This is a genomic window from Streptomyces sp. SID14478, from assembly GCF_010548525.1.
Classification (GTDB): Bacteria; Actinomycetota; Actinomycetes; order Streptomycetales; family Streptomycetaceae; genus Streptomyces.
The window spans coordinates 15,659-30,610 of sequence record NZ_JAAGMG010001227.1 but is presented as its reverse complement, the minus strand read 5'-3'; the positions used below and the strand labels follow the sequence as shown (position 1 = coordinate 30,610).

Genomic DNA, 14,952 nt, shown 5'->3' with positions numbered 1-14,952 from the left:
GGCCGCAGCCGCGGCCGGACGCCGCGTCCTCGGCCCAGATGAGGTCGAACGAGCCGTCCGGGTAAGGGAGTTCGCCCGTGCCGGTCGCGAGGGCAGGATCCGCGGGCATCACCGCGCCCCCGGTCTCGGCGGCGAGCGGCGGCGTGGAGCGGTCCGGGCCGCGGCCCAGGTCGAGGATGCGCGGCCGGGCGGGCAGTTCGCCTGCGTGACGCAGGAGGTGCCGCAGGGAGAGAACGGAGAAGGAAGCAGGTACGACGAAGCTGTCGTCGGTCAACGGAAGAACCTTTGAGTGAGGGGCCTCGCTCAGGCGGCGGCCCGGAAGACGGGGATGCACCTGTCGCTGCGCATGGCAGCGCTCACCGCGACGACGGTCATCAACCCACCTCCTCAAAGATCTCTGGCCAAAATAGCACGCTCAGTGGCAGAGCTTCGCCTCGTGCTCCGCGTGACCGAAGGGCTCCAGCTGGAACGTGCAGTGCTCGACGTCGAAGTGGTCACCGAGGCAGCCCTGCAGTTCGTGGAGCATCTTCTCGTTACCGATCGCGCTGAGCACGTCCGGGCTGACCACCACGTGCGCGGAGAGCACCGGCATGCCCGACGTGATCGTCCAGGCGTGCAGGTCGTGGACGTCCTCGACGCCCGGCAGGGCCAGTATGTGGCTGCGCACCTGGGCCATGTCGACGCCCTTGGGGGCGGACTCCAGCAGCACGTTCAAGGTCTCGCGCAGCAGCTTCACCGTACGCGGGACGATCATGAGGCCGATGAGGAGCGACGCGATCGGGTCGGCGGCCTGCCATCCGGTGGTCAGGATGACGGCGGCCGAGATCAGCACCGCGAGCGAACCGAGCGCGTCCGCCGCCACCTCCAGGAAGGCGCCGCGCACGTTCAGGCTCTCCTGCTGCCCCTTGACGAGCAGGGACAGCGAGATCATGTTCGCCACCAGGCCGATGAGCCCGTAGACGATCGTCAGGCCGCCCGCCGTGTCGGCCGGTTCCATGAAGCGCTGGACCGCCTCGTACAGGACGTAGCCGCCGACACCGAGCAGGAGCAGGCAGTTGGCGAGCGCGGCCAGGATCTCGGCGCGTGCGTAGCCGAAGGTGCGCTGGTCGCTGGCCGGGCGGTTCGCGAAGTGGATCGCGAGCAGTGCCATCGCGAGGCCGAGCGCGTCCGTGGCCATGTGCGTGGCGTCCGCGATCAGCGCGAGCGAGTCGGCCGCGATGCCGCCGACGATCTCCACGACCATCACGGTCAGCGTGATGCAGAGCGCGATGCGCAGCCGCCCCTTGTGGGCCGCGGCCGCCGTGCCGGTCGTCGGCCCGTGGCTGTGTCCGTGGTCGTGGTCGTGCCCGACGCCCATGGAAACCCCCTCCGTCTCGGTTCGCGGCACCGTCCCCGACGAGGGCGGCGATCACAGTGAACTACGGGGAGGGGGTATCTGCAAACACTGCAGTGAACACCGTTGTCATGTGCCCTGACCTGGGCAAATGGCGTACCGGGTGAAGGCGTGCATGTACGCAGGTCAGGGCGCCGACAAGATCACTTCGCGGGGGCCCCGGGGTGGCGAAGACACCACCCGGCCCAGGCCGACGCGACCATCTCGCGCACCCCGCGCGTCGCCGCCCAGCCGAGTTCCTTCTCGGCCAGCGCCGAGGAGGCGACCGCGCGCGGCGCGTCCCCGGGGCGGCGCGGCTCGACGAGCGCGGGGGTGCGGTCCCCGGACACCTCGGCGATGACGTCGATCAGCTCGCGCACGGAGACGCCCTGCCCCGTACCGATGTTCAGGGTCAGGTCGCCGTGCGCGTCGGGCCGCGCGAGCCTGCGGGCCGCCGCCAGGTGGGCCTCGGCGAGGTCGGCCACATGGATGTAGTCGCGGATGCAGGTGCCGTCCGGCGTCGGGTAGTCGTCGCCGAAGATCCGCGGGGACTCGCCGCGCGTGAGCCGGTCGAAGACCATCGGGATCACGTTGAAGACGCCGATGTCCGCGAGCTCCGGACGGGCGGCGCCCGCCACGTTGAAGTAGCGCAGGCAGACCGTCGCCATCCCGTGCGCACGACCGGCCGCGCGCACCAGCCACTCGCCGGCGAGCTTCGTCTCGCCGTACGGGTTCACGGGCGCGCACGGCGTCGACTCGGTGATCAGGTCCGTGTCCGGGTTGCCGTACACGGCGGCAGAGGAGGAGAAGACGAAGCGGCGCACGCCCGCCGCCGCGACCGCCTCCAGGAGCGTGGCGAGCCCGCCGACGTTCTCCCGGTAGTACAGCTCGGGCTTCTCGACCGATTCGCCGACCTGTTTGTGCGCGGCGAGATGCACCACACCGGTCACCTCGTGATCGGCGCACACCCGACGCACCAGGTCGGCGTCCAGGGCCGAGCCCTCGACCAGCGAAATCGCCTCGGGCAGCCGGTCGGGCACGCCCGACGTCACGTTGTCGAGGACGACGACGCGCTCCCCGGCGTCCGTCATCGCCCGTGCCACATGTGCCCCGATGTATCCGGCCCCGCCGGTGATCAGCCACGTCATGACGCACCACCCTAAGCGGGTCGCGGACCGGTCCGGGTTTGTGGCCCGGGGCCTTGATCGACAATGATGAACGAGCGGCCTGGCCTACGCAGACCGTGTGGGACAGGGGCCAATCGGGCCGTAAACGGGCGGTGAACGTCCGCTTCTCATCATCCGATAGCCTCTGCCGACATGCCGCCCGGCCCCAGGGCCTGTCGACACACTCCAGCCTGCCACGCGACGCCTGGCACGCGCTCCCGCCGCAGCGGGCGCACGGCCGAGTACATCCCGTACGAGGCCGCGCACCCGGTACGTGCGGAGCACGCACCAGACGCCGTGAGGATGGACGGCCGGAGTGTGACGACAGGCCCACGGGTCAGCGGGCGCCCTTCCCCCGTGCATGAGTCCGGCGCTCGCGTCGGCACCCAAGGAGTGAGTTCGTCTGTCGACCGCCATCGTCACCGGTCAGCCGGTCCCCGGGTCGTCCCTGGAGGGTGATCTGCGGGCACTCGGCTTCGACGTGCGACTCGCCCCGGACCAGGCGGACGCCGCGGCGGCGCTCGCGACCGTCCCCGGCGACCAGCGGGTCGCGGTCGTCGACGCGGGCTTCGTGGGCCACGTCCACGCGCTGCGCCTCGGCCTGACCGACCCCCGCTTCCACGCCTCGGCGATCCCGGGGGCCGTCGCCGTGCTGCCCTCCGCCCGCCAGGCCCTGAACCGGGCGGTCCAGGAGACGGGCAGCGTGCCCGACGCCGTCGCCAAGAGCCTGGAGGCGGCCGGCACCGACGTGCACCGCCCCGAGCTCGGTGAACTCGTCGCCGCCGTGCCCGCCGACCCGCAGACCCGCAACGAGGCCCGCCAGGCCCTCGCCGCCGTCGACGACGAGGCGATCCGGCTGCGCACGGCGGTCAAGGCGCGGGACGGCTTCTTCACGACGTACTGCATCAGTCCCTACTCGCGCTACCTCGCGCGCTGGTGCGCACGGCGCGGCCTGACCCCGAACCAGGTCACCACCGCCTCCCTGCTCACCGCCCTGATCGCGGCGGGCTGCGCGGCCACCGGCACCCGGCCCGGCTTCGTCGCCGCGGGCGTCCTGCTCCTGTTCTCCTTCGTCCTCGACTGCACGGACGGGCAGCTCGCCCGCTACTCGCTGCAGTACTCGACGCTCGGCGCCTGGCTCGACGCGACGTTCGACCGCGCCAAGGAGTACGCCTACTACGCGGGACTCGCGCTCGGCGCCGTGCACGCGAACGGCGACGACGTGTGGGCCCTCGCCCTCGGCGCGATGGTCCTGCAGACCTGCCGGCACGTCGTCGACTTCTCCTTCAACGAGGCGAACCACGACGCGACCGCCAACACCAGCCCCACCGCGGCCCTTTCGGACAAGCTCGACAGCGTCGGCTGGACGGTCTGGGTGCGCCGGATGATAGTTCTGCCGATCGGCGAACGCTGGGCGCTGATCGCGATCCTCACCGCGCTGACCACCCCGCGCATCACCTTCTGGGTCCTGATCGTCGGCTGCGCGCTGGCCGCCTGCTACACCACGGCGGGCCGGGTGCTGCGCTCCTTGACCCGCAAGGCGCACCGCACCGACCGCGCCGCCCAGGCCCTCGCCGACCTGGCCGACTCCGGCCCGCTCGCCCAGGCCCTCGCCCGCGTCGCGAGGAGCCCCCTGCCGGCCCCCGTGATCGCCGCCGTCGGCGGCGTGGCCGTCGTCGCTGTGAGTGGTCTCACGGACTTCGGCGGACCCTGGCCGATCGTCGCCGCGGCCGTGTACTGCGTCACGTCGGCGCTCGCCGTCTCCCGCCCCCTCAAGGGCACCCTCGACTGGCTCGTCCCCCCGGTCTTCCGGGCCTCGGAGTACCTGACGATCCTGCTCCTCGCGGCCCGCGCGGACGTGAACGGAGCCTTGCCCGCGGCTTTCGGGCTGGTGGCGGCGGTCGCCTACCATCATTACGACACGGTGTACCGCATTCGCGGCGGCACCGGGGCGCCCCCGCACTGGCTGGTGCGGGCGATCGGCGGACACGAAGGCCGAACGCTGGTGGTCACCCTCGTGGCCGCGCTGTTCACCAAGACAGATTTCAGCCTCGCGCTCACGGTGCTCGCCGTGGCCGTGGCACTCGTGGTGCTCGCCGAGAGCATCCGCTTCTGGGTCTCTGCTGGAGCACCCGCCGTACACGATGAAGGAGAACCCGCATGATCGGCCTCGTCCTGGCTGCCGGCGCCGGCAGCCGGCTCCGCCCCTACACCGAGACGCTTCCCAAGGCGCTCGTGCCCGTCGTGGGCGAGGGAACCGAGAACGAGCTCTCCGTCCTCGACCTCACCCTGAAGAACTTCGCCGAGATCGGCCTCACGGAGGTCGGCATCATCGTCGGCTACCGCAAGGAGGTCGTGTACGAGCGCCAGGCCGCCCTCGAGGCGAAGTACGGCCTGAAGCTCACGCTCATCGAGAACGACGTGGCCGAGAAGTGGAACAACGCCTACTCCCTGTGGTGCGGCCGTGACGCCATGAAGCACACGGTGATCCTCGCCAACGGCGACACCGTGCACCCGGTCTCCGTCGAGAAGACCCTGCTCGCCGCCCGCGGCGACGGCAAGAAGATCATCCTCGCCCTGGACACGGTCAAGGACCTGGGCGAGGAGGAGATGAAGGTCGTCGTGGACCCCGCCAAGGGCGTCCAGAAGATCACGAAGCTGATGGACCCGTCCGAGGCCACCGGCGAGTACATCGGCGTCACGCTCATCGAGGGCGAGGCCGCCGACGAGCTGGCCGACGCCCTGAAGGCCACGTACGAGCGCGACCCGCAGCTGTACTACGAGGACGGCTACCAGGAGCTCGTGAACCGCGGCTTCAAGGTCGACGTCGCGCCCATCGGCGACGTCCCGTGGGTCGAGATCGACAACCACGAGGACCTGGCCAAGGGGCGGGAGATCGCGTGCCAGTACTGACGAGGCTGATTCCCTCGCCGGTCGTCGTCGACATCCGGCCGGGAGCGCTCGACGACCTGGCCAAGGTGCTCGCCGACCAGAGGATCTCGTCGTCCACGGGGCGCCTGGCCATCGCGATCAGCGGTGGCTCGGGCGCCGCCCTGCGGGCCCGCCTGGAGCCCTCGCTGCCCCGCGCCGACTGGTTCGAGGTCGGCGGCGGCACCCTGGACGACGCCGTCCAGCTCGCCGACGACGTCAAGAAGGCGGGCCGCTACGACGCGATCGTCGGCCTCGGCGGCGGCAAGATCATCGACTGCGGCAAGTTCGCCGCGGCGCGCGTGGGTCTGCCGCTGGTCGCCGTCGCGACGAACCTGTCGCACGACGGCCTGTGCTCGCCGGTCGCCACCCTCGACAACGACGCGGGCCGCGGCAGCTACGGCGTACCGAACCCGATCGCCGTCGTGATCGACCTCGACGTCATCCGTGAGGCGCCGGTCCGCTTCGTGCGCTCCGGCATCGGCGACGCCCTGTCCAACATCTCCGCGGTCGCGGACTGGGAGCTCGCCGCCCGCGAGCGCGGCGAGGACATCGACGGCCTGGCCGCCGCCATGGCCCGCCAGGCCGGCGAGGCCGTCCTGCGGCACCCGGGCGGCGTCGGCGACGACGGCTTCCTCCAGGTGCTCGCCGAGGGCCTGGTCCTCACCGGCATCGCCATGTCGGTCTCGGGCGACTCGCGGCCGGCCTCGGGGGCCTGCCACGAGATCAACCACGCCTTCGACCTCCTCTACCCCAAGCGCGCCGCCAGCCACGGCGAGCAGTGCGGCCTCGGCGCGGCCTTCGCGATGCACCTGCGCGGTGCCCGCGACGAGTCCGCGTACATGGCCGAGGTGCTGCGCCGGCACGGCCTGCCCGTGCTGCCGGAGGAGATCGGCTTCACCGTGGAGGAGTTCGTCAAGGTCGTGGAGTTCGCTCCGCAGACCCGCCCGGGCCGCTACACGATCCTCGAACACCTGAACCTCACCACCGACCAGATCAGGGACGCCTACGCCGACTATGCAAAAGCCATCGGTAGCTGAGCTCCGCCCGGTCGTTCACCCCGCGGGTGTGAAGGACCGGCGCAGCGGTGAGCACTGGGGCGGACGGCTCTACATGCGCGAGATCTCGCTGCGCATCGACCGTCACCTGGTGAACACCAAGGTCACGCCCAACCAGCTGACCTACCTGATGACCGTCTGCGGCGTCCTCGCGGCCCCGGCCCTGCTCGTACCGGGCATCTGGGGCGCGGTCCTCGGCGTCGTCGCGGTCCAGCTGTACCTGCTGCTCGACTGCGTCGACGGCGAGATCGCCCGCTGGCGCAAGCAGTACTCCCTCACGGGCGTCTGGATGGACCGCGTCGGCGCGTACCTCACCGACGCCGCCGTCCTCGTCGGCTTCGGCCTGCGCGCCGCCGACCTGTGGGGCTCCGGCCGGATCGACTGGCTGTGGGCCTTCCTCGGCACGCTCGCCGCGCTCGGCGCCATCCTGATCAAGGCCGAGACGGACCTGGTCGGGGTGTCCCGCGCGCAGAGCGGCAAGGAGCAGGTCAAGGAGTCCGCCTCCGAGATCCAGGCCTCCGGCATGGCGCTGGCCCGCAGGGCCGCGTCCGCGCTGAAGTTCCACCGCCTCATCCTCGGCATCGAGGCGTCGCTGCTCATCCTGGTCCTCGCGATCGTCGACCAGATCCGCGGCGACCTGTTCTTCACGCGCCTGGGCGTGGCCGTCCTCGCGGGCATCGCGCTCCTGCAGACCCTGCTCCACCTGGTCTCCATCCTCGCGTCGAGCAGGCTGAAGTGAGCGCGGCGGCAGAGCAGGCGAAGGTCGGCGCGGTGGTCATCACCATGGGCAACCGCCCGGCCGAGCTGCGCGCCCTCCTCGACTCGGTCGCCAAGCAGGACGGCGCCCCGGTCGAGGTGGTCGTGGTCGGCAACGGCTCCCCGGTCCCGGACGTCCCCGCGGGCGTACGCACCGTCGAACTGCCGGAGAACCTCGGCATCCCCGGCGGACGCAACGTGGGCATCGAGGCGTTCGGGCCCTCCGGCTCGGACGTCGACATCCTGATGTTCCTCGACGACGACGGCCTGCTGCCGCTGACCGACACGGCGGCGCTGTGCCGCGAGGCCTTCGCCGCCGATCCCGAGCTCGGCATCGTCAGCTTCCGCATCGCGGACCCGGACACCGGCGAGACCCAGCGCCGGCACGTCCCGCGGCTGCGCGCCTCCGACCCGCTGCACTCCTCGCGCGTGACGACCTTCCTCGGCGGCGCCAACGCCGTCCGCACGCAGGTGCTCGCCGAGGTCGGCGCCCTGCCCGAGGCGTTCTTCTACGCCCACGAGGAGACCGACCTCGCCTGGCGGGCCCTGGACGCGGGCTGGATGATCGACTACCGCGCCGACATGGTGCTGCACCACCCGACCACGGCCCCGTCCCGGCACGCCGTCTACCACCGCATGGTGGCCCGCAACCGGGTCTGGCTCGCCCGTCGCAACCTGCCCGCGCCGCTGGTCCCCGTCTACCTCGGCGTCTGGCTGCTGCTCACCCTGGCCCGTCGCCCCTCGGGCCCGGCCCTGAAGGCCTGGCTCGGCGGCTTCAAGGAGGGCTGGACCAGCCCGTGCGGCCCCAGGCGGCCCATGAAGTGGCGTACGGTGTGGCGCTTGACCCGACTGGGCCGACCTCCTGTCATCTGACAAGCTCGAGTCTGAGAGCATTCGGGCCGCACCCCGGTCCCTGGCTCCCGCCTATGCCCGATCAGGCTGCGCATTGAAGACGAAAGTTCCCCTTGTGAGTGAGACAACGCATGACGGCCCGGTCGCGGTGACCGCAGCGCCGTCCCCCGACGACGGGCTCCCCGCGACCGAGCTCGCCGCCAAGTACGGCTTGTCCGTCAGCGGAGCCCGTCCCGGACTGTTCGAGTACGTGAGCCAGCTGTGGGGCCGGCGCCACTTCATCGTCGCCTTCTCCCAGGCGAAGCTGACCGCCCAGTACAGCCAGGCCAAGCTCGGCCAGGTCTGGCAGGTGGCGACCCCGCTCCTGAACGCGCTCGTCTACTACTTGATCTTCGGCCTGATCCTCGGCGCCGACCGGGGCATGGGCAAGGAGGTCTACATCCCGTTCCTGGTGACGGGTGTCTTCGTCTTCACCTTCACCCAGTCCTCGGTGATGGCGGGCGTGCGGGCCATCTCCGGCAACCTGGGTCTGGTGCGCGCCCTGCACTTCCCGCGGGCCTCGCTGCCGATCTCGTTCGCGCTCCAGCAGCTCCAGCAGCTGCTGTTCTCGATGATCGTGCTGTTCATCGTCGCGTGCGCCTTCGGCAGCTATCCGAGTCCCTCGTGGCTGCTGATCATCCCGGCGCTCGTCCTGCAGTGCCTCTTCAACATGGGCCTCGCGCTGATCATGGCGCGCGCCGGTTCGAAGACCCCGGACCTCGCGCAGTTGATGCCGTTCGTCATGCGGACGTGGATGTACGCGTCCGGCGTCATGTTCTCCATCCCGATCATGCTCAAGGGCAAGCCGGGCTGGATCGCGGACGTCCTGCAATGGAACCCGGCGGCCGTCTACATGGACCTGATGCGCTTCGCGCTGATCGACGGCTACGACCGGGGCAACCTGCCGCACCACGTCTGGGCGGTCGCGCTCGGCTGGGCCGTGCTCGTCGCCGTCGGCGGCTTCATCTACTTCTGGAAGTCAGAGGAGCGGTACGGCCGTGGCTGATCTCGACAAGACCTCCGACGCCCGCATCCCGACGGTCATCGCCGACGACCTGCACATCGTGTACCGCGTCAACGGCGCAAAGACCGGCAAGGGCAGTGCCACCTCGGCGCTGAGCCGCATACTCAGGCGCGGCGAGGAGCGCGGGGTGCGCAAGGTGCACGCCGTGCGCGGCGTCTCCTTCACCTCCTACCGCGGCGAGGCCATCGGCCTCATCGGCTCGAACGGCTCCGGCAAGTCGACGCTGCTGCGCGCCATCGCTGGCCTGCTGCCCGCGGAGAAGGGCAAGGTCTACACCGACGGCCAGCCCTCGCTGCTCGGTGTGAACGCGGCCCTGATGAACGACCTGACGGGCGAGCGCAACGTCATCCTCGGCGGTCTCGCGATGGGCATGTCCCGCGAGGAGATCAAGGAGCGCTACCAGAGCATCGTCGACTTCTCGGGCATCAACGAGAAGGGCGACTTCATCACGCTCCCGATGCGGACGTACTCCTCCGGCATGGCGGCGCGCCTGCGCTTCTCCATCGCCGCCGCGAAGGACCATGACGTCCTGATGATCGACGAGGCGCTGGCCACCGGCGACCGCAAGTTCCAGAAGCGTTCCGAGGCCCGCATCCGTGAGCTGCGCAAGGAGGCCGGCACGGTCTTCCTGGTGAGCCACAACAACAAGTCCATCCGCGACACCTGCGACCGTGTCCTGTGGCTGGAGCGTGGGGAACTGCGTATGGACGGTCCGACGGCCGAGGTACTGAAGGAGTACGAGAAGTTCACGGGCAAGTAACCGCCCGGCTCGCACGCGCGTCATACGAGGCCCCACCCCACTTCTCGTGGTGGGGCCTCTGATATGCCTGTACTTGCCATCTAATTGACGATCAAGGTCAAGGGTGGGTCAACTTCCTTGCCCTCAAGGAATCTTGGCGCCAATCGGTGTGTTGTTGTGATGTGCAGAACACCCCGCCGTGGCGACCACCGTTGTACAACGTAAGCTGTACCGGCGCTGAATCGCTGCAAGTGGGGCGATAATGCGCGATGCCCCGGCCCGGTGGGGGAGGGCCGACCGCGCGGACGGCCGGGCGGCGTGTCCGAAATAGGATGTATTGAGTCCGCAGTGTAGAACGGGAGACGTGACGGCAATGGCTACGGAAACTCTCCAGGTCCACGAGGCTTTCGCCGTCGTTCCGGAAGCGGACCGCACCCGGTGAGCGCTACCTCCCGCGTGCGCCCGGAGCCCGCCAAGGGCCCGGAAAGCGCCACCCTCGACAAAGCCGCCGACGAGAACTTCCCGGTGGCCCCCTTCTTCCTGCCGCGCGCCTGGCGCGACGACCTGATGGCCGTGTACGGGTACGCGCGCCTGGTCGACGACATCGGCGACGGAGACCTCGCCCCGGGCGGCGCGGACGCCCGTTTCCTCGGCGTCTCACCCGAACGGGCCGACGACCGCCTGGCGATGTTGGACGCGTTCGAGGCCGACCTGCACCGGGTCTTCGACTCGACGCCCCGCCACCCCCTGCTGCGCGCCCTCCAGCCGACCGTCCGGCGCCGTTCGCTCAGCCGCGAGCCCTTCACCGGCCTGATCGCGGCGAACCGCCAGGACCAGCTGGTCACGCGTTATGAGACCTACGACGACCTGCTCGCCTACTGCGAGCTGTCCGCCAACCCGGTCGGCCGGCTCGTCCTGCAGATCACCGGCACCGCGACCCCCGAGCGCATCCGGCTCTCGGACGCGGTGTGCACGGCACTGCAGATCGTCGAGCACCTCCAGGACGTCGCCGAGGACCTGGGGCGCGACCGCATCTACCTCCCCGCCGAGGACATGAAACAGTTCCACGTCCAGGAGTCGGATCTCGCCGCACCGACCGCAGGCGCATCGGTGCGCGCCCTGGTCGCGTTCGAAGCGGAACGCGCCCTCCGTCTCCTGAATGAAGGCACCCCCCTCGTGGGTAGCGTCCACGGCAGGCTGAAGCTGCTGCTGGCCGGGTTCGTGGCAGGGGGGAAGGCGGCGGTCCACGCGATCACCGCCGTCAAGTACGACGTCCTTCCGGGACCGCCCAAACCCACCAAGCTCCAGCTGCTGCGCGAGGTGGGAGCGACGCTGCGAGGAGAGGGGTGAGCAAGGCCGTGGAATCTGACCAGCAGGTGTCGGCACCGGTGCTCGCCGCATACAGCTACTGCGAGACCGTCACCGGGCAGCAGGCCCGGAACTTCGCCTACGGCATCCGGCTGCTGCCGGCCGCCAAGCGGCGCGCCATGTCGGCGGTGTACGCGTTCTCGCGCCGCGTCGACGACATCGCCGACGGCACCCTGGCGCCCGACGTGAAGGCGCACCGGCTCGGCGAGACCCGGGCGCTGCTCGACCGGGTCCGTGAGGGCAAGGTCGAGGTGGACGACACCGATCCGGTGGCTGTCGCGCTCGCGCACGCCGCGGACCGGTTCCCGATCCCGCTCGGCGGGCTCGACGAGCTGATCGACGGCGTGCTGATGGACCTGCGCGGCGAGACCTACGAGACCTGGGACGACCTGAAGGTGTACTGCCGGTGCGTCGCGGGCGCCATCGGGCGGGTCTCCCTGGGCGTGTTCGGGACCGAACCGGGGGCGCGCGGCGCCGAGCGCGCGCCCGAGTACGCCGACACGCTCGGGCTTGCGCTCCAACTGACCAACATCCTTCGCGACGTACGCGAGGACGCCGCCGACGGGCGTACCTACCTGCCCTCCGACGACCTCGCCAAGTTCGGCTGCTCGGCCGGCTTCGACGGCCCCGTGCCGCCCGCCGGCTCCGACTTCGACGGCCTCGTCCACTTCGAAGTGCGGCGGGCCCGCGCCCTGTTCGCCGAGGGATACCGGCTCCTGCCCCTGCTCGACCGGCGCTCCGGCGCCTGCGTCGCCGCCATGGCGGGGATCTACCGGCGGCTGCTGGACCGCATCGAGCGGGAGCCGGAGGCCGTGCTGCGCGGCCGCGTCTCGCTGCCCGGACGCGAGAAGGCGTACGTGGCCGTGCGCGGCCTGTCCGGTCTCGATGCCCGCACCGTCTCCAGATCCACCCTCAGGAGGCGCGCCTGATGGTCATCGTGGTGCTCTCTGCCGGCGCCGCCCCCAAGCGGCGCGCAACCCTCCGGGGTGACGCGGCGTCCCTGCAGGCAACGACCGGCCGCGCGTTCGTCACTTCCGTCGCACCACACCGCACGCTGGCCGTACGCACCATCGGCAGCAGCGAGGGAGAAGGCGCATGAGCACCGCCAGGACGGCACCGGAGGCGGCCGACGAGGACGCGGCCGCGTCCCGGGAGCGGCCCGCCGCAGTGGTGGTCGGCGGCGGACTGGCCGGGATCACCGCGGCGCTCGCGCTCGCCGACGGCGGCATGGACGTCACGCTGCTCGAGGGACGGCCCCGGCTCGGCGGCCTCGCCTTCTCCTTCAAGCGCGGCGACCTCACCGTCGACAACGGCCAGCACGTGTACCTGCGTTGCTGCACCGCCTACCGCTGGTTCCTGGACCGCATCGACGCCACGTCGCTCGCGCCCCTGCAGGAACGTCTCGACGTGCCGGTCCTCGACGCGGACAGGAACCGGCTCGGCCGACTGCGGCGCACCGCACTGCCCGTACCCCTGCACCTGGCGAAGAGCCTGGCCACCTACCCGCACCTGTCGCTGGCCGAACGCGCCAACGTCGGACGTGCCGCGCTCGCCCTCAAGGGCCTCGACCCCGCCGATCCGGCGCTCGACGCGCGTGACTTCGGCTCCTGGCTCGCGGAGCACGGTCAGTCGCAGCGGGCCATCGAGGCGCTGTGGGACCTGGTCGGCGTCGCGACCCTGAACGCCGTCGCGGGCGAGTCCTCGCTGGGCCTTGCCGCCATGGTGTTCAAGACCGGGCTGCTGTCCGAGCCGGGCGCCGCCGACATCGGCTGGGCCCACGTACCCCTCGGTGAACTGCACGACACCCTCGCCCGCAAGGCGCTCGACTCCGCGGGCGTACGCATCGAACTCCGTACACGCGTCACCTCCATCTCCCGTATGGAGAACGGGCGTTGGCGCGTCGAGGTTCCCGAGGGCCCGGACACTTCCGGCCAGGTCCTCACCCCCGACACCGTCGTGCTCGCCGTGCCGCAGCGCGAGACGCACGACCTGCTGCCCGAGGGCGCGCTCGACGACGCCGGCCGACTGCTCGACATCGGCACCGCGCCGATCCTGAACCTGCACGTCGTCTACGACCGCAAGGTGCTCAAGCAGCCGTTCTTCACGGCCCTCGGCTCCCCGGTGCAGTGGGTCTTCGACCGCACGGACGCCTCCGGGCTGACCGAGGGCCAGTACCTCGCCGTGTCCCAGTCGGCCGCCCAGGACGAGATCGACGAGCCCGTCGCCGCGCTGCGCGCGCGCTACCTCCCGGAGCTGGAGCGGCTGTTGCCCGCCGCGCGCGGGGCGAAGGTGCACGACTTCTTCGTCACCCGGGAGCGGACGGCGACCTTCGCGCCGACCCCCGGCGTCGGCGCCCTGCGGCCCACGGCCCGCACGAATGCACCCGGCCTCTACCTGGCCGGCGCGTGGACCGCCACCGGGTGGCCCGCGACCATGGAAAGCGCAGTGCGCAGCGGTACCAGCGCCGCGGACGCCGCGCTCGCCGCACTCGGCCGCCCGCGCGGCCATCTGTTCCGGGAGGCGGCGTGAGCATCGAAACACCTTCGGCGGCAACGCCGACATCGGTTAATCAAGGAGAGACTGTGCCACCTGTGCCCTCGGCCGAAACGGCTGCCGACGCGGTGGACGTGACCGCGCTGCTCGAGCGCGGCCGAACCCTGGCGACCCCGGTGCTCAAGAAGGCCGTGGATCGCCTTGCGCCGCCCATGAACACCGTCGCCGCCTACCACTTCGGCTGGATCGACGCCGAGGGCAACCCGTCCGACGGGGACGGCGGCAAGGCCGTGCGCCCGGCGCTCGCCGTGCTCTCGGCGCAGGCCGCGGGCGCCGCGCCCGAGGTCGGCGTACCCGGCGCCGTCGCGGTCGAGCTGGTGCACAACTTCTCGCTGCTGCACGACGACCTGATGGACGGCGACGAGCAGCGCCGGCACCGCGACACCGTGTGGAAGGTGCACGGCCCGGCACAGGCCATCCTCGTCGGCGACGCCCTGTTCGCCCTCGCCAACGAGATGCTCCTCGAGCTCGCCACCGTCGACGCGGGCCGGGCCACGCGCCGCCTGACCACCGCCACCCGCGCCCTGATCGACGGTCAGGCACAGGACATCTCCTACGAGCACCGCGAGCGCGTCAGCGTCGTGGAGTGCCTGGAGATGGAGGGCAACAAGACCGGCGCCCTGCTGGCCTGTGCCTCCTCCATCGGCGCGGTCCTCGGCGGCGCCGACGACGCCACCGCGGACGCCCTGGAGAAGTACGGCTACCACCTGGGCCTCGCCTTCCAGGCGGTCGACGACCTGCTCGGCATCTGGGGCGATCCGGAGTCGACCGGCAAGCAGACCTGGAGCGACCTGCGCCAGCGCAAGAAGTCGCTGCCCGTCGTCGCCGCGCTCGCCGCGGGCGGCCCGGCCTCCGAACAGCTCGGCGAACTCCTCGCCGCGGACGCCAAGAACAACGACTTCGACACCTTCACCGAGGCGGAGTTCGCCGCACGTGCCGCCCTCATCGAGGAGGCCGGCGGGCGCGAGTGGACCGCGGAGGAGGCCCGGCGCCAGCACACGGTCGCCCTCGAAGCCCTGGACTCCGTCCAGATGTCAGACCAGGTGCGCGCCCAGTTCGCGGCGCTCGCCGACTTCGTCGTCGTACGAAAGAGATGA

14 protein-coding genes and 1 pseudogene are annotated in these 14,952 nt (G+C 71.0%); 12 read left to right on the top strand and 3 right to left on the bottom strand.

The genetic code is table 11. From position 1 onward, the window contains the following. From G3I40_RS39515 to galE, 3 genes and pseudogenes are all read right to left on the bottom strand, one after another. Positions 1-274: pseudogene (locus G3I40_RS39515) on the bottom strand (transferase); the annotation flags it as partial. 141 nt (positions 275-415) lie between these two features. Continuing rightward, on the bottom strand, positions 416-1,357 hold the full coding sequence (locus G3I40_RS39510; protein ID WP_164559640.1) for a cation diffusion facilitator family transporter: 942 nt from the start codon (positions 1,355-1,357) through the stop codon (positions 416-418). Between the two features lie 179 nt (positions 1,358-1,536). Further along, the gene (gene galE, locus G3I40_RS39505; protein WP_164559639.1) at positions 1,537-2,520 is read right to left on the bottom strand and encodes a UDP-glucose 4-epimerase GalE; all 984 of its coding nucleotides are present in this window, start codon (positions 2,518-2,520) and stop codon (positions 1,537-1,539) included. A 421-nt stretch (positions 2,521-2,941) separates the two neighbouring features. Here galE and G3I40_RS39500 point away from each other — a divergent pair, with 421 nt between their 5' ends. The 12 genes from G3I40_RS39500 to G3I40_RS39445 all read left to right on the top strand — a co-directional run bounded on the left by G3I40_RS39500 (position 2,942) and on the right by G3I40_RS39445 (position 14,952). Next, positions 2,942-4,702 (top strand): DUF5941 domain-containing protein, encoded by a 1,761-nt coding sequence (locus G3I40_RS39500; protein ID WP_164559644.1) that lies wholly within the window; start codon positions 2,942-2,944, stop codon positions 4,700-4,702. Beyond that, complete coding sequence (locus tag G3I40_RS39495; RefSeq protein ID WP_164559638.1) at positions 4,699-5,451, top strand: phosphocholine cytidylyltransferase family protein; 753 nt, start codon at positions 4,699-4,701, stop codon at positions 5,449-5,451. The genes G3I40_RS39500 and G3I40_RS39495 overlap by 4 nt, the downstream gene beginning before the upstream one ends. After that, positions 5,439-6,506 carry an iron-containing alcohol dehydrogenase family protein gene (locus G3I40_RS39490; protein WP_164559637.1) on the top strand — a complete coding sequence of 356 codons (1,068 nt, stop codon included), beginning with the start codon at positions 5,439-5,441 and terminating at the stop codon, positions 6,504-6,506. Before G3I40_RS39495 ends, G3I40_RS39490 begins: the two co-directional genes overlap by 13 nt. Next, a complete protein-coding gene (locus tag G3I40_RS39485; protein WP_164559636.1) occupies positions 6,484-7,263 on the top strand; it encodes a CDP-alcohol phosphatidyltransferase family protein in 780 nt (259 codons plus the stop codon). Before G3I40_RS39490 ends, G3I40_RS39485 begins: the two co-directional genes overlap by 23 nt. A 44-nt stretch (positions 7,264-7,307) precedes the next feature. Beyond that, the gene (locus tag G3I40_RS39480) at positions 7,308-8,153 is read left to right on the top strand and encodes a glycosyltransferase family 2 protein (RefSeq protein ID WP_164559643.1); all 846 of its coding nucleotides are present in this window, start codon (positions 7,308-7,310) and stop codon (positions 8,151-8,153) included. Between the two features lie 94 nt (positions 8,154-8,247). Then, on the top strand, positions 8,248-9,177 hold the full coding sequence (locus G3I40_RS39475; protein ID WP_164559635.1) for an ABC transporter permease: 930 nt from the start codon (positions 8,248-8,250) through the stop codon (positions 9,175-9,177). Continuing rightward, positions 9,170-9,955 carry an ABC transporter ATP-binding protein gene (locus G3I40_RS39470; protein WP_164559634.1) on the top strand — a complete coding sequence of 262 codons (786 nt, stop codon included), beginning with the start codon at positions 9,170-9,172 and terminating at the stop codon, positions 9,953-9,955. Before G3I40_RS39475 ends, G3I40_RS39470 begins: the two co-directional genes overlap by 8 nt. A gap of 417 nt (positions 9,956-10,372) precedes the next feature. Continuing rightward, positions 10,373-11,284 (top strand): squalene synthase HpnC, encoded by a 912-nt coding sequence (hpnC, locus tag G3I40_RS39465; protein WP_343245164.1) that lies wholly within the window; start codon positions 10,373-10,375, stop codon positions 11,282-11,284. After that, positions 11,281-12,231, top strand: coding sequence for a presqualene diphosphate synthase HpnD (gene hpnD / locus G3I40_RS39460; protein ID WP_164559633.1), 951 nt, complete (start codon positions 11,281-11,283; stop codon positions 12,229-12,231). Before hpnC ends, hpnD begins: the two co-directional genes overlap by 4 nt. Next, on the top strand, positions 12,231-12,401 hold the full coding sequence (locus G3I40_RS39455) for a hypothetical protein (protein WP_164559632.1): 171 nt from the start codon (positions 12,231-12,233) through the stop codon (positions 12,399-12,401). The genes hpnD and G3I40_RS39455 overlap by 1 nt, the downstream gene beginning before the upstream one ends. Then, entirely contained in the window at positions 12,398-13,831 is a 1,434-nt protein-coding gene (gene hpnE, locus G3I40_RS39450; protein WP_164559631.1) for a hydroxysqualene dehydroxylase HpnE, read from the top strand. The genes G3I40_RS39455 and hpnE overlap by 4 nt, the downstream gene beginning before the upstream one ends. 62 nt (positions 13,832-13,893) lie before the next feature. After that, the gene (locus G3I40_RS39445) at positions 13,894-14,952 is read left to right on the top strand and encodes a polyprenyl synthetase family protein (protein WP_343245163.1); all 1,059 of its coding nucleotides are present in this window, start codon (positions 13,894-13,896) and stop codon (positions 14,950-14,952) included.